This is a genomic window from Pedobacter gandavensis (genome assembly GCF_032678465.1).
In the GTDB taxonomy this organism is placed as follows: Bacteria; Bacteroidota; Bacteroidia; order Sphingobacteriales; family Sphingobacteriaceae; genus Pedobacter; species Pedobacter gandavensis_B.
This window is the reverse complement of the sequence record NZ_JAVTSK010000002.1, coordinates 178,970-202,759: the sequence shown is the minus strand read 5'-3', so window position 1 is coordinate 202,759 and position 23,790 is coordinate 178,970. Positions and strand designations below refer to the sequence as shown.

Annotated in this window: 24 protein-coding genes; 6 read left to right on the top strand and 18 right to left on the bottom strand. The window is 36.9% G+C overall.

Annotated elements, in window-relative coordinates; all coding sequences use genetic code 11:
• Nucleotides 1-110: 110 nt before the first annotated feature.
• From R2Q94_RS03930 to R2Q94_RS03890, 9 genes are all read right to left on the bottom strand, one after another.
• Nucleotides 111-1,328, bottom strand: a complete 1,218-nt coding sequence (locus tag R2Q94_RS03930) for a glycosyltransferase (protein WP_316820133.1) — start codon at nucleotides 1,326-1,328, stop codon at nucleotides 111-113.
• A 38-nt stretch (nucleotides 1,329-1,366) separates the two neighbouring features.
• Nucleotides 1,367-1,996, bottom strand: a complete 630-nt coding sequence (locus R2Q94_RS03925; protein ID WP_316820132.1) for an acyltransferase — start codon at nucleotides 1,994-1,996, stop codon at nucleotides 1,367-1,369.
• Nucleotides 1,997-2,090: 94 nt separating this feature from the next.
• The gene (locus tag R2Q94_RS03920; protein WP_316820131.1) at nucleotides 2,091-3,551 is read right to left on the bottom strand and encodes an O-antigen ligase family protein; all 1,461 of its coding nucleotides are present in this window, start codon (nucleotides 3,549-3,551) and stop codon (nucleotides 2,091-2,093) included.
• 51 nt (nucleotides 3,552-3,602) lie between these two features.
• A complete protein-coding gene (locus R2Q94_RS03915) occupies nucleotides 3,603-5,753 on the bottom strand; it encodes an exopolysaccharide transport family protein (protein WP_316820130.1) in 2,151 nt (716 codons plus the stop codon).
• Between the two features lie 25 nt (nucleotides 5,754-5,778).
• Nucleotides 5,779-6,459, bottom strand: a complete 681-nt coding sequence (locus tag R2Q94_RS03910) for a TolC family protein (RefSeq protein WP_316820129.1) — start codon at nucleotides 6,457-6,459, stop codon at nucleotides 5,779-5,781.
• Between the two features lie 59 nt (nucleotides 6,460-6,518).
• Nucleotides 6,519-7,595 (bottom strand): sugar transferase, encoded by a 1,077-nt coding sequence (locus R2Q94_RS03905; protein WP_316820128.1) that lies wholly within the window; start codon nucleotides 7,593-7,595, stop codon nucleotides 6,519-6,521.
• The gene (locus tag R2Q94_RS03900; protein WP_316820127.1) at nucleotides 7,595-8,098 is read right to left on the bottom strand and encodes a response regulator; all 504 of its coding nucleotides are present in this window, start codon (nucleotides 8,096-8,098) and stop codon (nucleotides 7,595-7,597) included. The genes R2Q94_RS03905 and R2Q94_RS03900 overlap by 1 nt, the downstream gene beginning before the upstream one ends.
• 91 nt (nucleotides 8,099-8,189) lie before the next feature.
• Complete coding sequence (locus R2Q94_RS03895; protein WP_316820126.1) at nucleotides 8,190-8,561, bottom strand: hypothetical protein; 372 nt, start codon at nucleotides 8,559-8,561, stop codon at nucleotides 8,190-8,192.
• Nucleotides 8,562-8,836: 275 nt separating this feature from the next.
• A complete protein-coding gene (locus R2Q94_RS03890) occupies nucleotides 8,837-9,043 on the bottom strand; it encodes a hypothetical protein (protein WP_316820125.1) in 207 nt (68 codons plus the stop codon).
• 269 nt (nucleotides 9,044-9,312) lie between these two features.
• Between R2Q94_RS03890 and R2Q94_RS03885 the strand changes: the two genes are divergently transcribed.
• From R2Q94_RS03885 to R2Q94_RS03865, 5 genes are all read left to right on the top strand, one after another.
• Entirely contained in the window at nucleotides 9,313-9,519 is a 207-nt protein-coding gene (locus R2Q94_RS03885) for a cold-shock protein (RefSeq protein WP_316820124.1), read from the top strand.
• A gap of 70 nt (nucleotides 9,520-9,589) precedes the next feature.
• Nucleotides 9,590-10,438: an SDR family oxidoreductase gene (locus R2Q94_RS03880; RefSeq protein WP_316820123.1), complete on the top strand. Its 849-nt coding sequence runs from the start codon at nucleotides 9,590-9,592 to the stop codon at nucleotides 10,436-10,438.
• 36 nt (nucleotides 10,439-10,474) lie between these two features.
• Nucleotides 10,475-11,863, top strand: coding sequence for an MBL fold metallo-hydrolase (locus R2Q94_RS03875; protein WP_316820122.1), 1,389 nt, complete (start codon nucleotides 10,475-10,477; stop codon nucleotides 11,861-11,863).
• 201 nt (nucleotides 11,864-12,064) lie between these two features.
• Entirely contained in the window at nucleotides 12,065-13,390 is a 1,326-nt protein-coding gene (locus R2Q94_RS03870) for an OmpA family protein (protein WP_316820121.1), read from the top strand.
• 133 nt (nucleotides 13,391-13,523) lie between these two features.
• Entirely contained in the window at nucleotides 13,524-14,792 is a 1,269-nt protein-coding gene (locus tag R2Q94_RS03865; protein WP_316820120.1) for a sialate O-acetylesterase, read from the top strand.
• Between the two features lie 23 nt (nucleotides 14,793-14,815).
• Here R2Q94_RS03865 and R2Q94_RS03860 read toward each other — a convergent pair whose 3' ends face one another.
• From R2Q94_RS03860 to R2Q94_RS03820, 9 genes are all read right to left on the bottom strand, one after another.
• Nucleotides 14,816-15,181 carry a hypothetical protein gene (locus tag R2Q94_RS03860; protein WP_316820119.1) on the bottom strand — a complete coding sequence of 122 codons (366 nt, stop codon included), beginning with the start codon at nucleotides 15,179-15,181 and terminating at the stop codon, nucleotides 14,816-14,818.
• Nucleotides 15,182-15,310: 129 nt separating this feature from the next.
• Nucleotides 15,311-16,300 (bottom strand): TerC/Alx family metal homeostasis membrane protein, encoded by a 990-nt coding sequence (locus R2Q94_RS03855; protein ID WP_316820118.1) that lies wholly within the window; start codon nucleotides 16,298-16,300, stop codon nucleotides 15,311-15,313.
• 40 nt (nucleotides 16,301-16,340) lie between these two features.
• Nucleotides 16,341-17,303 (bottom strand): hypothetical protein, encoded by a 963-nt coding sequence (locus R2Q94_RS03850; protein ID WP_316820117.1) that lies wholly within the window; start codon nucleotides 17,301-17,303, stop codon nucleotides 16,341-16,343.
• 8 nt (nucleotides 17,304-17,311) lie between these two features.
• On the bottom strand, nucleotides 17,312-18,415 hold the full coding sequence (locus R2Q94_RS03845; RefSeq protein WP_316820116.1) for a toxic anion resistance protein: 1,104 nt from the start codon (nucleotides 18,413-18,415) through the stop codon (nucleotides 17,312-17,314).
• 32 nt (nucleotides 18,416-18,447) lie between these two features.
• Nucleotides 18,448-19,062: a TerD family protein gene (locus R2Q94_RS03840; protein ID WP_316820115.1), complete on the bottom strand. Its 615-nt coding sequence runs from the start codon at nucleotides 19,060-19,062 to the stop codon at nucleotides 18,448-18,450.
• A 5-nt stretch (nucleotides 19,063-19,067) separates the two neighbouring features.
• Nucleotides 19,068-19,622 (bottom strand): TerD family protein, encoded by a 555-nt coding sequence (locus R2Q94_RS03835; protein ID WP_316820114.1) that lies wholly within the window; start codon nucleotides 19,620-19,622, stop codon nucleotides 19,068-19,070.
• Between the two features lie 572 nt (nucleotides 19,623-20,194).
• A complete protein-coding gene (locus tag R2Q94_RS03830) occupies nucleotides 20,195-21,034 on the bottom strand; it encodes a phosphoribosyltransferase family protein (RefSeq protein ID WP_316820113.1) in 840 nt (279 codons plus the stop codon).
• Entirely contained in the window at nucleotides 21,031-21,726 is a 696-nt protein-coding gene (locus tag R2Q94_RS03825) for an HAD family hydrolase (RefSeq protein ID WP_316820112.1), read from the bottom strand. The genes R2Q94_RS03830 and R2Q94_RS03825 overlap by 4 nt, the downstream gene beginning before the upstream one ends.
• 63 nt (nucleotides 21,727-21,789) lie before the next feature.
• Entirely contained in the window at nucleotides 21,790-22,335 is a 546-nt protein-coding gene (locus tag R2Q94_RS03820; protein ID WP_316820566.1) for a helix-turn-helix transcriptional regulator, read from the bottom strand.
• 200 nt (nucleotides 22,336-22,535) lie between these two features.
• On the opposite strand from R2Q94_RS03820, the gene R2Q94_RS03815 reads away from it, so the two are divergent.
• Nucleotides 22,536-23,762, top strand: coding sequence for a multidrug effflux MFS transporter (locus tag R2Q94_RS03815; RefSeq protein WP_316820111.1), 1,227 nt, complete (start codon nucleotides 22,536-22,538; stop codon nucleotides 23,760-23,762).
• Nucleotides 23,763-23,790: the final 28 nt, after the last annotated feature.

Below are 23,790 nucleotides of genomic sequence, written 5' to 3'. Positions count from 1 at the left end.
GATCAAATGGATTCCTATCAAAACTTGTAATACCAGAAAAAAATAATATAAAATCTCCATATTAAAGATCATTTTCAGCGGCTTGAAAGGCCTTTAAATTTATTGAATACCTATTTTTTTGCATGGCCTTGTTGAACCAAATCCATTGCATGATATATTTCTGCCACACTATTTTCCCAGGTGTGTTCCAGTGCAAAGTTTCTGCGCAACTGGTGTAACTCTTGATCATCGTTTTCCAGTGCTTTCGTTATCAGATCTACATAATCCTCTTTTGAATCTGCAAGATAAACGAAATCACTAAAGGTCTCCATAGCTTTTGTCTTTGTAGCTACCACAGGTTTACCCATGGCCAGATATTCATCGATTTTTCTAGGATAATTACCAATTGTGACCTCATTGATCAACTGTGGATTGATACACACGTCAAAGGCGTTGATATAATCAGGCAATTGCCCCATTTCCTTGATTCCCGTAAAAATCACATTGGGAATATCATGAAGCTTGCTATTCTTGAAAACCTCGTCTTCAGGACCTACCAACACCACATTCCAATCAGGTTTAGACAAGGCTAAATGAGAAATGATCTCTATATCCAAACGAATACTTTGAAGCGCTCCAACATAACCAACAACTGGTCCTTTTAAACCAGAAATGTCTGATGGAGCTTTCCTTTCAGGATCCGCTACAAAGATATCCAGATCGCAACCCTGTCCAACGTAATAGGAATGAGGATTATATTGCTTACAATAATCCGCAAGAAAAGTAGAATTTGCTACACATAAATCATTACTTTTAATCAACTTCGGTTCCAGACTTTTACCATGCTTTTTCCAATAATCTACGGCCACCATATAGTCTCTAGAATAATAGACACTTAAGGAAGGCTTTAAGAGCTGGTTAAGAAAGAAACCCTTAAAAATTTCATTATCATTAAAAAGGATCACATCCTTAAATTTCAATCGTTTTAACACTGGAAAAATCGAACGCGCGAGGATTTTATTATTACGAAGGTTTAAAATATTAAAGAGCTTGGTACTTCCAATCCAGTTGATAGATTCCACCATACAATCCGGATAGAAATTCCACAGGTTATCTTTAATTGAGATTAGATTTTCCTCTTTTCCCTGTATAATATCTAATCGTTTTTTGATTTTAATATCTTGCTTATTTCTATACAGAGTAATTCGATCTAATGGGGAATTAATGTACAATACCCGATTATGTTTACTAAATTCGAGTGCGATGTTCTTACAATTGCTTCCAATGTCCGTATCCCAGGGTTGTTGCCCAATAATTATAATATCTCTATTCCTGATCATATAACTCATGTAGAAAGATTAGTTTTTTTGATTCTTACTGTTATCAATTAATTGTCTTTTGGTGCTACCCTTTCCCAAATTCCAGAAATTGCATTGTATTGTTTAATGACTCTTGCCGGATTACCAACAGCAACACTAAAAGGAGGAATATCTTTGGTTACTATACTTCCTGCACCTATTATACAATGCTTTCCGAGTGTCACCCCAGCAGTAATTACCGAATTGGCTCCTACCCAGACATCATCCTCAATTGTGACCTGTTTACAGCTTTCTTTTTGTCTTCTAGGAGAAATCAAAACATCTTCATAGCCATGGTTCAAAGCAGAAATCACAATATTTTGAGCAAGCATAACTTCATTCCCAATCCTTACAGGACCAATAATCACATTACCAATTCCTACTATTGTTTGATTACCTATAATTACATCACCTACACCATTGTTAACGGTAGCAAAATCCTCTATTACAGACTGAATACCTATTGTAAATTTATTATAAGGAAAGACATCCATGCGTGTTCTGTTCCTAATGATGGAATCCTTTCCTTTTTTATGTACAAAAGGATTTACGAACCACCTCACCCAAAGCCTCGGACGATGTTCATTGCTGGGAATCATCAATTTTAGCGCAAACTTCTTTAATTCAGGTCTAGATTTTATCTTTTCAACTATAGACATTAATACTAAGATTAGTTTTCATTTTTCTTTTTTCCTTTGAAAAACCCAATTAAGAAGCAAATCAAAGCCGGGATAGCGAATATTTCGAATGGCATTATCTATTTGGTTTTAAACTTCTAATGTGTTGATTTTTTAATTCTTCTTCGATTTTAGGACTAATAAATACCAGTACCCAGGAAATATACACCACAAAAGAAGATGGTGCCGTATTGATCACCTCATTGGCATAGCTACAGAACAAAATTCCTGCATATCCCGAAGTCAATGCCATAGTCTTTATACGCAAGCCATGATCCTTTGTCTTCCATACGATACCACAACACTTGCCAAGAATATACATCATGATGCAAAACCACAAAATGAATCCAACAATGCCATACATTGCCCATACCTTTACCCAATAACTATCAGGTTGTACTGTGGATAGAAATTTATCTTTATTATAGGTTTCTCCCCAAACGCCAATTACTCCTAATCCACCGCCAAAGGGCCTGCTTTGCAAATAATCACGTAAAATCTTTTGATTTACCAATCTAACGTTCAAGGATGCATCTTTTGTGTCGAGAGCAGACCTCAGTCGAAGAATCTGATAATTTCCATTTCCAATATTGGTAAACTTTAAAAAGCCAATAAAAGAAAGGGCAATTAATCCCCCAACAATCATGACTTTAAATTTTTTGCTTAACAACAATGCCAACATAAGGCCAATAATTAAAGCAAATAAAGCTCCTCGCGTACCTGAAATCATCATTCCATAAATCATAATCATTGATGCAATCAATAACAATGCACGCTTCCACCATTTAAACGGCCCTAAAGCCAAAATTAAGGCTACTAATGCCAGATGCGCCTGAGATGCGCCAAATTGTCCAGCGTCACTATAAAAAGAGAAAACTCTCAATTTCCCCCAAATAAGATGGGTATTTGCGGCTCCTTCATCCAAAAATCGCTGCTCCCCTGGGGATAAACCGATATACATCTGTTTTAATCCGTTTAAGGAGGCAAGTAAAGATAAGGCCAGGATCAAATACAAAAAAGTATTTAAATCTTTGTTCTTTTTTAACAAAAGAAAACCGAGGGGGACGAATAGAAAAGGATACAATGCCGCAGCCCTAATCTCTTGTAACCAGCCTTGTGGACTGGCTCCAGCAGGGTTTGCAATCTCCAAAACACTAACACCCAGCCAGATTAGAAGCAGCCAGACACAATCGTTATTCAAGACCTTCCAATCATATCTGTTGGCAGTAAAGATCACAGTAAACCAACCCATCAAAAGAATCACTTCCTGCAGTGTTCCATAAGGAAAACCACCTATTTCTCTTCCCAGGATACCAAAAGTGAAAATGTAAAAAATCATCATCCAGATGATCATTTTAGGCTCTTGTATAAAACAAATCTGCATTGCAATCCCGCAAGAGATGGCAATGACCAATGCAGGGGCTAAAACACCCAATTCCACAATAAATACAGAGGTACAGAGACAAATGAGTATGACAAGTGAGATGATTGTAATCGCAACTTTGCTACGCTGATTTAACCCGGGAGTATTGTGCATTTGAACTCTTTTAAAATCTATTCATTGAAGATAGAACGCTAAAACTAAGGTCTAGTTTTTACTATTCGTCCGAATTTTGTTGAGAACCCATCCAATTAGACCTGGTTGTTCCTTTAAATAATTCAAGGCATCTCTGTCTGTGTCTGAAATCACACCACCCACTTCAAAAACAATTAAACTTTTCTCCATAAACATCAACCATTCCTTAGCCACATTCAGATCTCTCATGCTATTGATATCAACGATAATCAGGTCAAACTCTCCTTTTAGAGCTTCGAAACCCGCTTTCAAACTTTTATTGCTTTGCAGTTCTAAAAGAGAAGTATTTTCATTGTTCTTATTCAAGACAGTAATAAGGTCATCAGAACGAATTTCCTTTTTAACCAGGAAAGTCTCAAAGTTCTCTCTGGTTACGAGTTCCTTTGTATTACTTGCTACCGGAACATGGTTTTCCCCTCCAATCAAAAGAATTTTTTTCCCCGTCACAGCAAATGCCTGTGCAAGACTAGAGGCTAAAAATGACTTCCCTTCAGACTCTCCAAGACTTGTGATGCCTAGAATTTTACTGTCGTCAGCTTCCATCTCATTGGAAATCTCGAGCCTAATAGATCTGAGTAAGTTTTTGTAGGCAATATACTCTGGATTATTCGTATCATTCCAGATACTTTTTATAGAATTACCTTTTACATCTACTAAAGTCAGGTTGCCAATTACACGTAAGCCGCTGACCTGCTCCAATTGTTTTGGTGAATAAATACTATTGTCAAGAAAATAAAGACCAATTACAGCTATAAAACAAAGTGAGAAACTTCCAATTCCTGAAAGGGCGAGATAAATAATGGCTTTAGAAGGCTCTGGCGTACCGATCAGACCATACTGCGCAATATTTAACTTTAATCCAATGTTCTGTTCTGTCCTTGTCTGATTATAGCGATTTAATGCCTCCATATAATCTTTGGTAGCAAGATCAGCATCACGTTCGTAGTTTTGTATGCCTGCATCAAATGGCACCATTTTATTATACTTTCCCCTTAACATCGCCAATTCCTTGTCGATTGCAGCAATACTACTTTTAGCCTGATCTGTGGCTATTTGTAAGGCAGCTCTTTGCTGAATTAAATTTTGCTTTGAGACAGTTGGATCTGTGATGTTATTGTCTGAATTGCGCGCAGTCATATTACTCAAGATATTACTGAGTGAATCAATTTTACGCTTATCAGAAACTTTAAAACCACCATCAATATAACGATCGTTGGCAACTTTAAGTTGATTTTTTATATTGACGATATCTCTGTTGTCTGAAACTATATTTCCACCGACATAGGGATCACTACCCCGAAGCTTTGCCTCAATTGCAGCAATTGCACCTTGATTCGACTGTATAGAACGTATAGCCTGAGCTTTTAGCTCTTCATTCTGAGAGATCTGACTATAAACGATTTCACTTTGCTTATCAAGATTAAGGACACCATTTGCCATCTTGAAATTCCTTAGCGCCTCATTCTTCTGATTCATGACCTCCTCCTTCTTTCGAAGCAATGAGTCCAGCATCACCATAGAATTATTCTGATTGAAGTTTACATCTAAAGCATAGTTCGAAATAAACTCCTTTGAGAGGGTATTCACTACATAAGCAGATAGCTCAGGATTAGCAGAAAGATATTTTACCGTTATAAAATCACTACCATCTGTATGGCTAATACTCAGCTTTTTATCAATTGACTTTTCATCAAAGCCCATTGATTCAATAATAGCATATAGTGGGTATTTCTCATTATTATCAGCTACCGTTAAGACACTTTTTGATGCGAGTTTATTTTTCACAAGGGCAATGACTTCCTCTCTTTGGGTAGCAGATAATGAGTCAAGCTTTGAACTGTATTTTTTAAATGGATTTTTTGGATTTTCTAAATCATGTAGTATCAAACTATAAGAAAGAATACTCATGATTTTCTTCATTTTCATCTTCTCCATAATATTAGCAAATTGCTGACTCGTTTGATAATAATCTCTCCCTTGTCCAGCTTCTGTATAAACTTGCTTTGATTGATCTACTAATCCTGTAGAAATCTGTACTTCAGAACTATATTCCTTTGGCATGTTTTTTACCATGAAGTATGTTATTACAACAGTAACAACAGGCACAATGATAACCAGCCACTTGTATCGGTTTAAATGTTTTAAAAAATCCTTAAAATCCATTGAGGTAAAATAATAATAAGTGTTGTTATTTAACGTCTGTTAATTTCATGCCTATCATCTCTTCCAATGAATCCTTCGCCGACAAAAGGCTGACTTCAGATTGAATTTTCGAGGTTAAGGAAGTCGATAAATTAATTCTAGATTGATTGTAAATATCTAATGAGATTTCACCCTTCTCAAATTTATACTTTAAATTATCTGCTACGTTTTTATTATCCTGTACACTTTGTGTATTTATCTTCAATTGATTTAGTTGTTGTATATAGGCATAATATCTTCTTTTTACTTCTACTTCAATGGCCAGTTCATATTCTTCAGCTTGATATTGTGCAATTTTTAAATCAGACTTTGCCTTTTTAGCATTAAATGGTTTTTGTAGAAATGCACCAAGATTCAGATTTATACCAAACTGAAATCCATTTACATTATATGGATTAATAGGATCAATTACCGTCTTATCCTGAGGTCTATAAAAATAGGAGCCGTTAAAAATGTCTAAATACGATAAGGTAGTAATAGGTATTTCAGCTTTAGCTTTAGTAACTGTTTCATTTACCGCTTTTCTTCTTGGGTAATTTTGCTTCGCTAATGAAATATATTTCTCCAAATCAGCGTACTTGATATCTCCAATTATGGATTCCTGGGCATACGAATCCAGATTTATAAACATTAATACAATTAATGAGAGTTTAAATAAATTTTTCATGATTTGAGGTGGTTAAGAGGGTTGTGTCTAAGCGTTTAATTTTATGGGTTAGTTTCCAGCTATACTTCTTCCTTTTGTATTAATGCAGGGATTGTCTTTAAAATAATTTTAAGATCTAAGAGTATGGAGTAATTGTCGGCATAATAGTTGTCTAATTCTTTACGTTCTGTTTCAGACATATCTTTCTTTCCTCTTTTGCTGATTTGCCATAGCCCAGTCAGACCTGCAGGGCCAAGAAATCGAGTAGACCATTCGTTTGTGGTCAACTGTTCTGCCTCATATAATGGTAGTGGCCGATTTCCTACCAGAGACATATCTCCTATAAAAACATTGATAAGTTGTGGCAATTCATCGATACTTGTTTTTCTTAAAAAAGAACCCAATTTGGTAATTCTTGGATCATCTTTAAACTTTACAAAAGCTGCTTTGCTGTTCTTTTTATCAGATTCACTGGCATATTGATTCAGATTAGCTATAGAGTCCAACATTTTATCTGCATCGCTTCGCATGGAGCGGAATTTATAGAAATCAAAAATACGATACCCTGCGCCCACTCTTTTACTTTTATAAATTACCGGGCCCTTTGATTCGATTCTGATTAATATAGCTACTACTATAAACAAAGGAAATAAAAGCAACAGCGCTATCCCTGATGCAATGACATCAAAAGCGCGTTTGGCAAATGGGGTTTGATATTCAACCTCTACCTGTTGAGCGAGTTCCATTAATTTAGGTTTGATTAGCTTAAATTTAACCAAAAAATTTAATCTTTCACAAAAATCTTCCAAAGGAAATGGATAGGTATAATAATCATTCACCTTAAGCTCCAATGCTTGTTTTCTCCATTTTTTATCTTCTTTGATTCCAAGCAAAACAATAATCAACCCCTGAAGTAGAGGATTTCTTTTGATTTCTTTAATTTGATCGAAGCAGTTCTTATTGTCATCTACTTCAATTAAAATAATGTCTGGTAGAGTCAATAAAGACTGACGATCCAGATATCTTTTAAAATCCTCAGGATCATCCATTTGCTCTACATTAGCATCAAACTCCTCAGTAATTACACTTTTTAGAAGTTTCCCAAAATGCACAATTTTCGCATTTATTTGAGGCCGATTAATTGTAGACGTGTTCATTATAAAATAAGTTGAGCTATTTGAGATTTTAAGGTTGCCGGATTAAAAGGTTTTTCTAAATAACTGTCTATTTTAAACGGCATATTTTTTACTTTATCAGCAAGATCTTCAGCACCTGATAGCAGGATAACTGGAGTATTTCTATAAAAACCACTAATTTTAAGATTCCTAATTAAAGAACTTCCATCAAAATAAGGCATCATTAAGTCGGAGATAATTAAATCCGGATCATTTCCTTCTTCTAACCAGGCGATCGCCTCTATCCCACTCTTCTTGATGATTAAATCATAGTCTCCTGCTAATATAAAACTCAATAACTTAAGAATACTTAGTTCGTCATCTACAATTAGTATGTTTTTTTTGTGACCGTTTTTACTTTCCATGTATTCTTTAGTATGCGTTAGACCTGCAGTCCACATCAAAAACATATCCAAATAATGGACATGATCAGTTTTAGTGTTGCTAGTTGTACTATTGTTGTTACTGATTTTACCTGTAAACATAATACTTTTTCTAGTTAAACCCTTGATTAAACTTCCTTTGATTAAAAAAAAACAGGAATTTTATTACTCAGCGTATTTCGGCTTAGCTCAATTATTTAATTTTAATCAAAAATGTCTGCTGCCGTATCTCACCTTCTGTCCAGTCCTTTAATTCATTTCCCACAACTCTTCCGAAAGCATCCATCACTAAAACGCGAATCTTTTGCTGCTCTTTAGACTCCACTTCTGTGAATAACGAAAAGTTATCCACATAGTAAAAAGCAATATCATCGCTTCCTCTATCTACTCTCACTTTATAGTTTTTACCTTTCACCTGATAGTTGATCACGCATTTATTACATTCAACTCTTAAAAGTCCTTCCTTCCTTAAACTTTCGTCGGACGAGCTATCTAAAGAATTATCCTTTTTACAGCTGCTTAAAAACACAACAACAAATAACAATAATGAATATAATACTCTCATTTTTCTATAGTTTAATGAGATGGGGAAGGAAAAAATTAAGCCAAGCCTCTATTTTGGGAAAATCAAGCTAAAAATAAAGGCTTAAACTATGATGTAAGCCAATTGGGCATCATTTTCGATATTAAAAATATTAATGAGGAGGTCATAAACTTCTAATTAAGGAGGTTAATTTTCCCAATAAACGCCCCATTGTGGGCATTTTTCTACAACTCTTCAAACTATAATCTTGCATTTTATATAGCTAAAGGAGGTTTTATACTGGTTACGCCAAGGCGCTATTTGTCCATCAAAGGGTTGTAATCAACAGGGCTGTTTGGACTTTCAAGGTCGTTCTCCCCGTCTGGATTTCCAGTAACCCGGTCATGGTCACTATTCAAATAACTATTAAACGAAAAATCCTCAGATGAGCCATCAGCATCCAAACCAAGGTTATTTCTTTCTTCATAAATTCTGCTTTTACGTTGTTTTTTACGATCATTCATAACGAAATTCATTTAATCATTCTCATCTAATACTTACCTCAAAAATCGGCTGCTATCCAGGCCTTCAATTATAGAATAACCCTGATTAAGAACATCACATGGAGAAATCAATCTCCAGGATAATCATCTTGATTAATGAATAAGCTTCCCTAAGATAGGTTTAAACAGAATAAAATTTCATTAGTTTGAAATAAAGTACAGCCTTATTTTAAGATTTTGATATTAATATTCAATTCATTATTTTCACCACGAAATATATACATAATAATATGCGTACAACAGGAAAAGTTAAATGGTTTAATTCTGCAAAAGGATTTGGATTTATAACTCCAGAAGATGGAGGAAAAGATATTTTCGTACACTTTTCTGCGATTGCAGGGGATTCATTTAGAGAATTAAATGAAGGAGACAACGTAGAATTCGAATTGAATGAAGGAAAAAAAGGTCCTGAGGCTTCAAACGTAGTAGTTCTTTAGTCTTAACATTCAATTTACAAAAGGGGGTATGCTAAGGCATCACCCCTTTTTTTTTACCTAAACACATAAAATGAAAAACAATTCCTCAATTCAAAAAAAACCTCGCATTAGCATTCTCGGTTGTGGCTGGTATGGCTTAGCAATGGCAAAGCGTCTGGTCAATGAAGGATACATAGTTAAAGGCTCCACCACGAGTCCAGAAAAATTGGAGCTCCTTTCCTCCTCATCTATCCTCCCCTTTTTACTAAATTTCCAGGAACAAAGTGTGGAAACCGATCCGGAGTTCTTTAATACTGATCTATTAATAGTCGCCATACCTCCAAAAAGAAATACGGCTGAACAAAGCTCTTTCCTGGGGAAAATTCAAAAGATAGCAGCACAAGCAGCGACACATCAAATACCACAGCTTATTTTTATCAGCTCCACTGCCGTGTATGGAGAGTCCAATTCAGAAATTACGGTTTCTAGTCCTGCGCTACCAGATACCGCTTCCGGGAAAGCCATGCTGGAAACAGAACAATTCCTGACCTCAAACCCTTCTTTTTCTACAACCATTCTTCGCTTCGCCGGACTCATTGGGCCAGGAAGAAACCCAGGAAGATTTTTCGCTGGAAAACAAAACATCCCCAACGGTCAGGCACCGGTAAATCTGGTACATCAGGAAGACTGTATAGGGTTTACCCTTGCCCTGATTCAGCAGGCTGCATTTGGAAAAATATATAATGTTTGTAGCCCGGATCACCCCAGTAAACAAGACTTCTATGTTAAAGCCGCCCAGCAGTCTCAACTTCCTCTGCCAACTTTTCTTGATGAACTTTTAAAATGGAAAATTATTTCCGGTAGAACACACAATTCAGGCGTCAATTATGAATACAGCATTACTGATTTTTCCAAATGGATGGATACTGATCGCTTATAATTTGATATATTGCTGCATTTAAGGAACACCGGAAATATGAAATTGACCATTTGGGGAGCAGCAAGACAGGTAACAGGGAGTATGCATCTGCTGGAATTAGATCATTACAAAATTCTCATCGACTGTGGTCTGGATTATGAGAAAGAAACCTATCAGGAAGAGAATCAGTATTTTCCTTTTGACCCGGCTGTTATTGATGTGGTGATTCTTACCCATGCGCACATTGACCATTCCGGAAATCTCCCTACACTAATCCGGATGGGTTTTGAAGGTCAGGTTTTATGTACACCGGCAACTGCGGACCTCACAGAATTGCTTTTACTCGATTCGGTGAATATTTTTCTAAATAAACAAACTAAAAGATCGAAGGGACGCAAAAAAAAAGGTGCAGGTCCACAACCGCTATACCTGCATAAGCATGTCATGGAAACCATGGATCGAATGGTGACCCTGAATTTTCATAAACCCTTCCATATCAACGATGCGGTAACACTGGAATTTATCCCGGTAGGACACTTACTAGGTGCAGCAGCGGTGGTGTTGACTTTACAAGAGCAGGGAATCCGAAAAAAGATAGCCTTTACAGGCGACATTGGTCGCAGCAATTACCCGATTCTGGGAGATCCTGAGCTCATTCCAGAAGTCGATTATTTAGTTTCTGAGGCAACTTATGGCGGCAGATTCCACAGCAAGGAAATGAGTCTGGAACAAAAACTGGTAAGTATTATCCATGAATCCTGCATCAAATCTCCGGGTCGACTGATCATTCCTGCCTTTAGTATTGGTAGAACTCAGGCACTTGTATTTGCTTTAAATCAGATCTTCAGTAAAGGGCTTCTGCCTTATGTAAAAATATTTGTGGACAGTCCGCTGGCCGAATCAGCAACCAGTATTTACCGGAAGCATCATCATTTATTAAATAAGGAAGCTCAGGAATTCTATAAACATCAGGGAGATCAATTTGAATTTGAAGGACTTTCCTATGTACATGATAAACGCGAAAGTATTTCCATTTCAAATTATCACGAACCATGTATCATTATCTCTTCGGCAGGTATGCTGGAAGGCGGAAGGATACAAGATCACCTTTATTATAATATCCAGAATTATTACTGCACCATCCTGTTCATCGGATACTGCTCAAAAGGCACCTTAGGGCACCGCTTACTTCGCGGCGACTCAATTGTGAGGCTTCGAAACCGCGACCTGATGGTATACGCCAGCATTCAAAAAACCGATCTTTTAAGTGGCCATGGTGATCATCAGGATCTAATTAACACTGTAAAACAACAAGATCCTACAAAACTGAAGCAGGTTTTCCTGGTCCATGGAGAAGACAAAAGCCTGCAAAGTCTGGCCGAAGCGCTTCGGGAAATCGATTATAAAGTGAGCATTCCTGAGCTTGGAGAAAGCTTCGAATTATAATAACTGTATCAAATACTGGACATTTTTCCAGTGTTCAGATCGAGATACATCTAAAACATACCTTTTTACAAAAAACCAATAACTAACTCATTACTAAGATATTCATAATTATTCTAGCGCTAAAATGTGTTTGGCAGGATTATTTCAAGAGGGATTGTAGTTCATCTAATAAAGAACACAAATATCTAATTGAAAAATAATATGAAATCTAACATTACAAAAGCCGCAATGGTAGTGACCCTATTGGGCGCATCATCGCAATTATTCGCGCAAGATACTAATCCAGATGCAACAGGACGTTTTGGAAAGAAAGAGTTTCGCACCTGGTCGATTGGTGTTCATGGTGGTGTGTTGAGTTCAAACACAATCTTTAATGGCGCAACACGTGACTATAACACGGCCAAAGAATCCTTAGGATATGGTGGTTATATCAAAAAGCAAATTTTACCGGCTTTAGGACTTCAGGCTGATTTCCTTGCAGGAAAGGTAAAAGGTACAAGAGCATTAAACCCACTTGGAACACCACAATATCTGGACAACACTGGCTTTAACACCCGTATTGAATGGTCTGCAGCATTAACTGCAGTTTACAACCTGGCTAACATTAGCATCAATAATGAAAATGCCATGTTGATCCCATATGTTAAAGGTGGTGTAGGCTACATGTCTTCTGGTGGTGATACTTATGCAGGTTCAGTTACAACTGGAAATTCTTACAAAGAAAAGTACTTTATTCCTGTAGGTGCTGGTTTCAAATTAGGAGTAGCTAAAGGGATTAATTTAGACTTTGGTTACGATGTAAACTTTGTAAAATCAGCTACTTTTGATGGTTTAAACACTGGAAAATTTGATAAATTCTCTTACGGCCATGCAGGTATCGAATTTGCATTGGGTAGCAAATCAAAACCTCAATTACAGAACTACAGCTCTTTGGCTAACTTACGTAGCGAAAGTGCAGAAGAAAGTGCTGAATTAAGAAGGGCCTTATCTACAGCAGAACAAAATGCAGAGCGTGACAGAGCAACGTATGCTAAAGAAATGGGAGATGATGATGGAGATGGTGTAGCAAACAAATTTGACAAATGCCCTGGCACGCCAGCAGGTGTAGTTGTTGATGGTTCAGGATGTCCTTTAGTAACAAAAGCTGAAGTCATCAAAGAAAAAATCATCATCACTGAAGCTGACCGTAAAGTAGTATCTGAAGCAATTAAAAATTTAGAGTTTGATTTAGGAAAAGCAACAATCCGTGCCAAATCTTATCCTACTTTAAACCGTGTTGCAGCACTTTTAGTAGAGAAAAACTTTAGCCTTAAATTAGCAGGTCACACAGACAATACTGGTTCTATGGCTTTAAACTTACGTTTATCGAAAGACAGAGCAGAAGCAGTAAAAGCTTATTTGGTATCACAAGGCGCTAACCCTTCACGCATTGAAGCAGTAGGTTACGGTCCAAACCAACCAATTGCAAGCAACAAAACTGCTGCAGGACGTCAGGAAAACCGTAGAGTTGAATTTACATTGTATTAGTTTAATCAATCATAAGAAAGAAGCCGGCAAGCAATTGCCGGTTTTTTTTTACCATAAAATAGTACCCGGATCTTCCCATTTCACATAGTTAAAAAATAATGGCTATGTTCGTAAAAAAATCATCCATATAAATATGAAACAACGCTTCTCCCTGGTCCTAATTTTGGTGGTGTTTTCATTTATAGCCTGTCAAACTAAAAGCTCAAAAAAGAAAAGAGTATTGGCGATTCCTGTTTATGGACAAAGTTTAGCACTTGGAGAAGAAGCGATCAGAATTACAGATTTTGATACCTTAACTTCAGAGACAAATCATATGGTGGTTACAGAAAATCTGGACGAGAACTTTGGTTATCACTCTGATACACATTTAAAACAATGGCTAAAAAAGATGATGAATGCCAGAGAAAGATCATTCGAACTCTCTGTTTATGGTATGGCTGAACTGACTTCAAAATACCTTTTAAAAAAAGGAATGGGAGACAGTGTGTTAATCGCTACTTTTCCTGGTGGCAAGGGGGCAACAGGAATTAATGAAATGAGTAAAGGATCGAAAGCCTATAAAAAGTTTCTCGAAGAAATAAAAGGTGCTTATAAAAAAGCATCAAATATTGGCTGGGATTTTGTAATGCCTGCCTTTTGCTGGATGCAAGGCGAAGATGATATTGTATGGGGAAAGTCCAGCAACTACAAAAAGGACCTTAAAAGATTTCAAGCCGACTTAAATAAAGATATTAAAGCGATTACCAAACAACGTGAGGATGTGGTTTGTATTCTGTACCAGACCAATTGCCTAACACTAGCTGATGATTTTAATGCAACTAGCTATAATTGTAAAGAAACAGCTATTCCACAGGCCCAACTAGACCTGATTTCTGAGGACAAAATGTTTACAGCAAGCGGTCCTACCTACCCATATTCATTTGTTAACGAACGTGTTCACATTGATGGCATATCTCAAAAAAGAATAGGTTATATGGCTGGATTATCACTCATCAGACTCTTAGAATCAAAACCAAGTAATGGTCTCATTCCAAAGAAATTTACAGTTTCCGGTGATACCATATTAATTAAATTCGACGTTCCAACTCCTCCACTCGTACTAGATACCACAAATGTAAAATATGCAGATCATTTTGGCTTTAGTGTAATTGATCCTTCGAACAATAATATTCTCGAAAAAGTTCTTTTAAAAAATGATGTGGTAAAGCTTTGTTGTAAGAAATCTCCGCTAGGAGCAAAAGCTAGATATGCAGTAAATGGGACGAAGAATAAAAGTGGTTTTAAACATGGTCCAAGAGGAAACCTAAGGGATTCTCAGGGTAAAAAAATAAGTCTTCCTATAAACAAAATGATCTATCCTTTACATAATTGGTGTTACCAATTCGATGTTCTGATGAATTAAATCAATCCTATAAAACCAGCTGCTTAGTCAAAAGAATCAGGTTCCCGCTCCGGGATATCAATCCCCTTCAATTCGAGTATCTGTGTACTTTCATTAATTAAATAGGACAAGGTCATTTTCTCCGAATCTACACTGTCGATATTACTGCAAACATTGAACTCCTCCAATTGATAAACTACCGTCAGGCTCCCCTGCCCATCTTCCTTTATCTGTAAACTCCCCTGAACAAAATCTACATGCCTAACTTTTTCCCTGCTATGATAGCCCTGAAGCATGAATGCTATCTTTTCCTCCTGACCAACTAAAAGGTCTAACAATGCTTGTTCCGGATCCTCGGTATACCCCAAAGCAAAAGTATCAGGCAGTCCTATATTTAAAGAATATTGCATAATTAAGGGCTTAAACGCTAAAATTACAATTTAAACGAAAGATAACAAACCAGATCAGGCTAAACCTGAAACAAAAAAAGGCCTGGCTTTTTAATTCCCAGACCTTTTTAAACGAATTAGTTTATAAAATTATACTGCTTTCTCTTTCGGTGCAAATATAATTGAGGCAATTACCGACAGGATCAATACCCCACCTACGATCGACAATGAAAGTGGTGAAGAGATATGATAAAACGGTGCAATCACCATTTTCACTCCGATAAATGCTAAAATGATAGCCAGGCCATATTTCAATAAACTGAACATATGGATGAAGTTAGCCAATAGGAAGTATAATGCTCTTAAGCCCAGAATTGCAAAAATATTAGAAGTGTATAAGATCAGCGGATCATCCGGAGCAATCGCAAAAATAGCAGGGATCGAATCTACTGCAAAAAGTAAATCGGTAAACTCAATTACCGCAACAACCACTAACAAAGGCGTAGCCATTTTAATCCCGTTTTCTATCGTAAAAAATTTGGCGCCATCAAATTCTTTGCTCACTTTGAAGAACTTATAAATTAATCGTGCACCTGCACTTTTGCTAAAGTCTTTTTCTTCATCGTCATCATCATCTGAAACCCATGATTTGATCCCTGCATAAATCAGGAAAAGACCAAAAACAAATAGTACAGCATTGATTCTAATTGACTCACCAAACAAGGTCATTTCTGGCAGGTAAGTCAGGTTTATTAATCCCACACCTGCAAAAATGAAGATTGCGCGGAACAATAAAGCTCCTATAATTCCCCAGAACAACACTTTATGGTGTAATTCTTTTGGTACTTTGAAAAAGCCGAATACGAGAATGAAAACGAAGAGGTTGTCTACAGACAAGGCCTTCTCAATCCAATAGGCCGACTGAAATTGTGTAAACTTCTCAAATCCGGAAGTCACGTAAATCACGCCACTAAATGCCATAGATAAAGTAATCCATACCACAGACCATATTGCAGCTTCTTTGCTGGATACGGCATGTACCTTTTTATTAAAAACGCCCAAATCCAGCAGTAGCATAACGACGACCAGTACTGCAAACCCGATGATCACACCAGGATGATTAATTAAATTATTATCCATGTTTAAATTATTGTTTTGTTATTTGCTTTGATAAAAATGCTTAAAAAAGATCGGTTTTAAGCATTGCTTTTAAAATATTAGCCTGTACATCGAAATTGTTCAAATGTTCCAGGAAATCTATGTCAGATATTTTTAGGTAATTCTCTTCGAGGAGATCGATAATTTCCTGTGGAATATGGGTCTTAAGTGCCGCAGCACTACTTTCCAGTTTATCATTTTTATAAGAAAGTTCCTGAATCATCTTTTCCTTTTCCGAGAGGTTATTGGTCCAGTCCACATCTTTCAAAACTTGCATATCGCAGAACAGAAAAAGGTTCCGGTTAGGGAAAAAGAGGAAATACCGGTCGACTTCTATAAACTTATAAACCTCGATGATCATTTGACCGGACTTTAATCCGCAGAAAAATTCCGTTTTAAAATCATACTTACAAAGTGTCCCCATTAGTTTCCTTTCAATTGTTGCATGAATATTCAAATACACCTCTTTAGGGTCGTACTGAATTAACTCGCTCAATTGATCCGGACTAATGTTATAATAAAAATCTTTAGCATATCTAGAGCTAAATGAGTTGATGTTTTTTGAAAAAGGAAAATCGGTACTTAAATCCGAAAGCACTTCAAACAACTTCCTCAAGGATAAATTAACCTTTAAGGCTTGTTTCTGTTTGTCCAGCTTAAAATTCTGTTCTGTAAAAACAGAATTACTCATCCGTTCAATCAGTTCTTTATTCAGCTCAATTTCATCATAAATCAGGCTGACATTTTTCTCATTATTTTTTTTGATTTTTCTGAGCAGCTCAATTACACTGGAAGTAAACTGTACATGAAAAAGCTCCAGTTTATCAATATCCAATTCTTCATTCTGCTCAAATAGCTGATGAATCACCTGGCTACGCAGGTATATTTTATAAACCGCTTCCTCTTCAAAAAACACAGAGAGCAGCTGTAAGCGGCTGATCTCTGTGCGGGATTCTTTTAAAATATAGTTACGGCGGTCATCCATCGATTTTTTTAATTAACGCGGGTCACGTTTTTTTTCAATTCAGATTCCAGAGTTTTTAATTCTCCATCCAACACTCTTCTGCTCTTCTCTCCTTCTTCATGAATTTTCTTCACCTCATTCAAGGTTTCGATCAACGATTGCGTTGTCATTTTCAGTGTATCAAGAGAAACCACTGTCTTCTCGTTCTCTTTAGCCACATCAATACTATTCTGTTTCAGCATTTCTGCATTTTTCTGGAGAATCGTATTCGTGGTATCAGAGATTTTTTTCTGCATTTCCACATTGGCTTTTTGCCTTTGTAAGGCCACAGCAATGGTCAACTGATTCTTCCATACCGGAATGGTTGTAGAAACGATAGACTGTGCTTTTTCAGCGATGGAAGTGTTGTTATTCTGTACCACTCTGATTTGTGCCAGAGATTGTAACATGATAAAGCGAACAATTTTCATATCAGCCAGACGTCTGTCCAGCCTGCTTACAAAATCCCTTAAATCGGCGATTTCATAATCCTGAAAATCAGCAGGTCTGCCTTCCATTTCTGCAAGCTTTAGTTTAAGTTCTTCATACTTCAGTTGTCCCGAAATAATCAGTTCTTCCATTTGATGGATATACCCTACATTGTTATCAAACATGGTTTGCAATGAACTGTTGTCCTTGATGGAATTTAAACGGCCTGCTTTAATCTTATTGGTGATTTTGTCAATATTATTGACCACCACATCATATTTCTGAAAGAGTTTTTTTACATCAACTACCAGGTTTTTGAGGAAAGGGATTTTTGAAATAAAAGATTTAAAACCACTTTGTTCCAACTCCGTCACATCAATATAATTCAGCTCAGTGAGTAGTTCATTAATCAATCCACCAACGTCTCCGCTATTATAGGTTCGTACAGATGATAAAAAATCATTACTGTATTTTTCCATAGAGTTCTGAGCTTCTACTCCATAATTAAGAATAGAATTAACATCAGACGGTTCTAATGATTTATTAATTTCACTATATTTTTTGACCTCTTCAGGGCTGATTGTTGTTAAATCAACATTTCCATCCTTATCCAATTTTACAGGAACCGGACTAAGGCTTTGGGTATTATTCGGGTTTATTTCCATAATTCAATAAAATGTTCCTTTACCTTTAGAGTCTACAGATAGCTTTGTGTTACTGTATTTACTGTTTCTTCTAATTTCTTATCTTTGGTTGGTTCTCCGATCGCATTGAATTTCCATTCTCCGTTTCTCTTATAAAATACACCCAATACCATAGAAACATGACCAGCAAAACCTGCGCCATTTGCAATATCATAAGTTGCAAATACCTCTCTTACTTGTTTCGGACTCCCTTCATAAATACGGATAGATGCAAAAGGAATAGTTCCAAAATCATGACCTCTGAAACTGTTTAAAACGAACGCCACATATTCTACAGCAGGGTTTAGCTGACTGAAATCTAAAGTAATCACCTCATTATCCAGGCCATCATCTCCGCCCATATCACCGGTTAAGTCATCACCACTATGTTTTACTGCTCCATCTTTAGATTTTAAGCTACCGAAATAAACAACATCTACCAGTTGTTTCTTGTCATTAAATAAGGCGCAGCTTGCGTCCAAATCTACTGCTTCTTTTGTTTTACCAAAACCAAACATGCCTTTTTTTTCAATGGCACCCCAGTTGATTCCTACACAGATATTCTGAAGTTTGCTTCCGTTACTCTTTTCAAGACTGATACGCTGTCCTTTTTGAAGATTTATTGCCATAATTTCTATTGATATTTATTTAAATAATCCTGTAAACCACCTTTCATACCCATTCCAACCGCTTCAAATTTCCATTTTCCTTCACGTTTGTAAATTCTACCAAATTCTACAGCCGTTTCAATAGAGAAATCTTCTTCCAGTTCATATTTTAAGATCACTTCATTTGTAACAGCATCAAAAATACGTACGAAAGAATTTCTAACCTGACCAAAATTCTGTTTTCTGTTTTCTGCATCATGAATCGTTACCACCACACAGATCTCATTCACTTTAGGATCAATTTTAGTTAAATCAATCTTAATTTGCTCATCATCACCATCGCCATCACCAGTCAGGTTATCACCAGTATGCTCTACAGAACCATCTGGAGAAACCAGATTGTTATAGAATACCAGGTTTTGGTCCGACACTAATTTCTTCTGATCGTTTAACATAAAAATGGAAGCATCTAAATCAAATGCTGTACCTGTAGTAGAACTATTGGTATCCCATCCAAGACCGATCGTAAATTTAGGAGCATCAATACTCTCCCTTTGTCCTTTTTGCAAGTTAATTGCCATATTCAATCAATTTAAAATTATAATCTTTTTACACTACCGATTTTTGCGCATGATGTGTTAAAATTCCCAAAGTTTATAAGCTCCTCCTAACAAAATCATCGGCCTGCATCAGTACTTGCAAAATATCAATTTTTAGGGGAAAAAACTAGCTTTTTAATGCAAAAAAGATGTTTTTTGTACCTTTACTAAGTCCTATTTGAAGATCGGATGACAATTATTCTTAGCTAAAGATTTCTTATCACAGATTCCCTGACTGGATTTCAAGGTTTTTCAGTAAAAACCAGGATATCCTTGCCTAATACTTCGGAATGAGTTTAGGTTGAGTTTAAAATGACTTGTTGTTTTCCTCATGTTTCATTCATCATTAAAAGGACTTTGAAAGGTCATTTAGACCTATCAAGGACCTATCAACCACCTATTAAAGATCTATTAAAGACTTTGAAAAGCTTTAGGCATATATAAGGCAAGCAGAAGGCATCCTAAACTCATTGCGAAGCCTCCCAACCGGCACGATTATACCAAAAAGGCTCCTGCATTTGATGCAAGAGCCTTTTCTAAAAGAAACTATTGATTTAGCTGACTTTGCAATTTTGCTGCAATTGTAGGTAACTCTTCAGGTGGTTTAAGTTTTCCTCGTAGGCGGGGATGGTATGGTAACTATTTCCTAATGACAAATCATAGAGGTTGTTTATAAACGCCATATTTTGCTGCGCAATAAAAACAGAAAAACTTTCAAAGTCACTGTTCAATATATACTTAACGATTCTTGTATTGACCGCAAAATTTCCAGCTTTAATGATCTCGTCCAGGTCAAAAACAGACTTCACCTGATGATAGTTGAGGTGATTTTCAATATTCGGATGAATATTCTTGTTCACTAATTCCGCAAAATAAAGCATATGAATATCGTTTTTAAGATTGTACTCTTTAACCATTTTTAAGATCATACGCTCATGACTTCCTGTAATTCTGATGTCGTCCAGGAAAAGCAAGGTTTTGCCTTCCAGGAAATCTTTATCGATATGAAAGGAATCATTGCCAATTAAATTCATTCTTTCTTCAGCACTCAGGCCACCGTAATCTTCCTTATAGGTAATGGTCCTGTGCACTTTGGCTTCCTGCACCACTAATCCACCATGTTCAACCAACCAACGGTTTAAATGAGATACAAATGCATTTTTCATCGCAAAAGTCGCGGTCGGAATAAAGCAATAGGGACTGGAAATGACCACAATCTGTCCGGTAATAAAGTTCTCCTGAAGGTAATATCTGATGAAGCCTTCAGCGAGGTCTTGTCCAAAATATCTGGCCACCGAGTCATCGCCAAATTTAAAGCGGCTATAATCATCTGCAGAGAATCCGAAATTAACCGTATCATTTATTTTATGAAGGGAATAGCTGTATGGAATCATGAGCGTAAGTATGAAATGGTTAATTCATTAGAATTGATCAATAGGGAATTGATTCCCATTGCATTGGCACCTTTTACATCTGCAATAGGGTTATCACCGATATGGATGATTTCCTCTAGTCGGATTTCAGGATGCTTATCCTGGTCGATCGTGTTCAACATTAGTTGAAAAAACTCTGGGTTGGGTTTAGACAACCGCACTTCATCTGAGTACAGTTGGAAATCCAGCAATTCCGAGAGTTGCAAGTTCTCCAAAACCTTTCTCAGGGTCTTCCCTTTAATGAAACCGGTATTGCTTAAAATATTCACCGTACTCCTTCCTGAGGATTTCAATTCAGTTAACACATGAAGCGATTCAGGATGGTAAAGCAAAGGCATATGATTTAACAATAACACCTCCATTTCCAGATACAATGCGTCCATATCTAAATCCTGAAATTCTGTTGAATAATCATTGATGATACTGATCACCATCAGGTACATCTCATCAGCATCAATGTTTTTCCCGGTTTTTTCATTGATGGCGTTCACCATTAAATCGACCTGCCTAAATATTAGCGCAACCTCTTCAATAGACTTCTTTCTGGAATTAAAATTGGTATGAAAATATTTTGTCCGCTCCGTTTTGAAATCAGGATTGGATTTGATCAGTGTTAACCACAAATCAAATGAATAGTGTTTATAAAAGGGCATCTGTATGTTAAATTTCCAGTTTAGAATTAAATTAGCGAGGTAATGTTACATATTTCACCTGACTTATTTGATTTTATCCAGCGGCTTTCTCTTATTTAAACTGGAATCTTTATATTTACTAGGACTCAAACCGGTCACCGACTTAAATTGTGCAGAGAGGTGCGCACTGCTACTGTAGCCCATTTTATAAGCAATTTCGTTTAGATTCAACTCCCCGTATTCCAGGAGCTCCTTTACCTTTTCGATTTTCTGTTGAATGATGTACTTTTCAATAGTAATTCCCTCTACATCAGAGAACAGACGGCTAAGATAAGCGTAATCCTTATCCAGGCGATCGGCGATCATCGTAATCAGACTTTGGTTAATCTCATTTAAATCAGAATAATGAACCAGTTCGATGACTTTATTTTTCACCTGTTCTACCAATTGATCCTTCTCCCTATCCATCAGTTCAAAACCCAACATCTGCAAGGTAGCAGAAATGTCCTGTATTTGATTTACAGTTGGCTCTGGAACCACCTCCACCTTTCCCAACACGATGTCTTTTACTTCGAAATGAAGTTGCTCCAGTTGCTGACGAACAATCATCACACAGCGGTCACAAACCATGTTTTTCACATATAACACCATAATATCTATCTCCGAAGCGGTTTAAATCTAATTGCAAAAATAATGTATTTCCTTTTTTAGTCCTTACATAATCCTGCTTAAAACTTATATAATTAAAAACGAAAAGAGATCAATTATGTTTGGTAGAAACACAGATTCAAACAGATCCCAATATACAATTCCTATATTTGTAACAACTAATGACAAAACAAAAATACTTCCTTCTGATCGTACTATTAGGCTCCCTAACTGCTTTGGGCCCCTTTTCAATCGACATGTACCTTCCTGGCTTTCCAGCTATTGCAAAAGACCTGAATACCACTGTACTCAAAGTCTCCTTATCTCTTTCCAGCTATTTCATTGGGATCTCGGCAGGGCAACTACTTTACGGTCCATTACTGGACCGATTTGGGCGAAAAAAACCATTATTCATCGGTTTAGCAGTCTACATCTTTGCTTCTGCATGCTGTGTGTTTGCAGCCAGTCTTGATGCCCTGATCATTTTACGCTTCCTGCAGGCTATTGGAAGTTGTGCCGCAGCCGTTGCTTCAATCGCTATGGTAAGAGATCTTTTCCCGGTTAGAGAAAATGCGAAGGTCTTTGCACTCTTAATGCTTGTTGTAGGTGTTTCTCCAATGATTGCCCCTACTTTAGGCGGTTACGTGACAGTAGCCTGGGGATGGCATTCTGTATTTATCATTTTGATGGGTTTAGGTATATTGAATTTAGTAGCCAGCTGGCTTTGGCTACCGGACAGCTATAAACCAGACACCAGCCTTTCCTTAAAACCGCTTCCTATTCTAAAGAACTTTCTTGCTGTTGTCAAAGAACCACAGTTTTACACTTATGCCTTTACCGGAGCCCTGGCCTTCTCAGGACTCTTCGCCTACATTTCTGGCTCACCACTGGTCTTCATTGATATTTTTCAAGTTTCCGAAGAAGCCTACGGCTGGATTTTCGCTTTATTAGCCGCCGGTCTGATTGGCTCCAGTCAGATTAACACGCTTTTACTTAGGAGATATAAAAGTGAGCAAGTCATTTTTACAGCGTTGAGTACACAGGTTCTGGTGGTTTTATTTTTCCTTTTGGGCAGCATCAACAACTGGTTTGGTCTTACCGAAACCGTACTGCTCCTATTCATCTTTCTTTCTTGTCTGGGCTTAACCAATCCAAATACCTCCGCCCTATCTCTGGCTCCATTTAGCAAAAATGCAGGTAGTGCTTCTGCTTTAATGGGCGCTGTACAAATGGGACTTGGGGCATTAGCTTCGTTTGGTGTCAGCATGTTTGAAGTAAAATCTGCAGTCCCAATGGTGGCAATTATGAGCGGAACCACGATCCTGGCCCTGGTGCTATTAGTGGCTGGAAGAAGGAATATCAAAGTTCAGCTCGCAGAAAGTAAAGAGGCCAGTACTTTTATTCATTAATTTTTCAAAAGATCGTAGGGGTAAATCC

Coding starts and splice junctions, on each gene's coding strand:
- R2Q94_RS03930 (WP_316820133.1), bottom strand. CDS start 1,328: ATGAGTTATATGATCAGGAATAGAGATATTATAATTATTGGGCAACAA.
- R2Q94_RS03925 (WP_316820132.1), bottom strand. CDS start 1,996: ATGTCTATAGTTGAAAAGATAAAATCTAGACCTGAATTAAAGAAGTTT.
- R2Q94_RS03920 (WP_316820131.1), bottom strand. CDS start 3,551: ATGCACAATACTCCCGGGTTAAATCAGCGTAGCAAAGTTGCGATTACA.
- R2Q94_RS03915 (WP_316820130.1), bottom strand. CDS start 5,753: ATGGATTTTAAGGATTTTTTAAAACATTTAAACCGATACAAGTGGCTG.
- R2Q94_RS03910 (WP_316820129.1), bottom strand. CDS start 6,459: ATGAAAAATTTATTTAAACTCTCATTAATTGTATTAATGTTTATAAAT.
- R2Q94_RS03905 (WP_316820128.1), bottom strand. CDS start 7,595: ATGAACACGTCTACAATTAATCGGCCTCAAATAAATGCGAAAATTGTG.
- R2Q94_RS03900 (WP_316820127.1), bottom strand. CDS start 8,098: ATGTTTACAGGTAAAATCAGTAACAACAATAGTACAACTAGCAACACT.
- R2Q94_RS03895 (WP_316820126.1), bottom strand. CDS start 8,561: ATGAGAGTATTATATTCATTATTGTTATTTGTTGTTGTGTTTTTAAGC.
- R2Q94_RS03890 (WP_316820125.1), bottom strand. CDS start 9,043: ATGAATGATCGTAAAAAACAACGTAAAAGCAGAATTTATGAAGAAAGA.
- R2Q94_RS03885 (WP_316820124.1), top strand. CDS start 9,313: ATGCGTACAACAGGAAAAGTTAAATGGTTTAATTCTGCAAAAGGATTT.
- R2Q94_RS03880 (WP_316820123.1), top strand. CDS start 9,590: ATGAAAAACAATTCCTCAATTCAAAAAAAACCTCGCATTAGCATTCTC.
- R2Q94_RS03875 (WP_316820122.1), top strand. CDS start 10,475: ATGAAATTGACCATTTGGGGAGCAGCAAGACAGGTAACAGGGAGTATG.
- R2Q94_RS03870 (WP_316820121.1), top strand. CDS start 12,065: ATGAAATCTAACATTACAAAAGCCGCAATGGTAGTGACCCTATTGGGC.
- R2Q94_RS03865 (WP_316820120.1), top strand. CDS start 13,524: ATGAAACAACGCTTCTCCCTGGTCCTAATTTTGGTGGTGTTTTCATTT.
- R2Q94_RS03860 (WP_316820119.1), bottom strand. CDS start 15,181: ATGCAATATTCTTTAAATATAGGACTGCCTGATACTTTTGCTTTGGGG.
- R2Q94_RS03855 (WP_316820118.1), bottom strand. CDS start 16,300: ATGGATAATAATTTAATTAATCATCCTGGTGTGATCATCGGGTTTGCA.
- R2Q94_RS03850 (WP_316820117.1), bottom strand. CDS start 17,303: ATGGATGACCGCCGTAACTATATTTTAAAAGAATCCCGCACAGAGATC.
- R2Q94_RS03845 (WP_316820116.1), bottom strand. CDS start 18,415: ATGGAAATAAACCCGAATAATACCCAAAGCCTTAGTCCGGTTCCTGTA.
- R2Q94_RS03840 (WP_316820115.1), bottom strand. CDS start 19,062: ATGGCAATAAATCTTCAAAAAGGACAGCGTATCAGTCTTGAAAAGAGT.
- R2Q94_RS03835 (WP_316820114.1), bottom strand. CDS start 19,622: ATGGCAATTAACTTGCAAAAAGGACAAAGGGAGAGTATTGATGCTCCT.
- R2Q94_RS03830 (WP_316820113.1), bottom strand. CDS start 21,034: ATGATTCCATACAGCTATTCCCTTCATAAAATAAATGATACGGTTAAT.
- R2Q94_RS03825 (WP_316820112.1), bottom strand. CDS start 21,726: ATGCCCTTTTATAAACACTATTCATTTGATTTGTGGTTAACACTGATC.
- R2Q94_RS03820 (WP_316820566.1), bottom strand. CDS start 22,335: ATGGTTTGTGACCGCTGTGTGATGATTGTTCGTCAGCAACTGGAGCAA.
- R2Q94_RS03815 (WP_316820111.1), top strand. CDS start 22,536: ATGACAAAACAAAAATACTTCCTTCTGATCGTACTATTAGGCTCCCTA.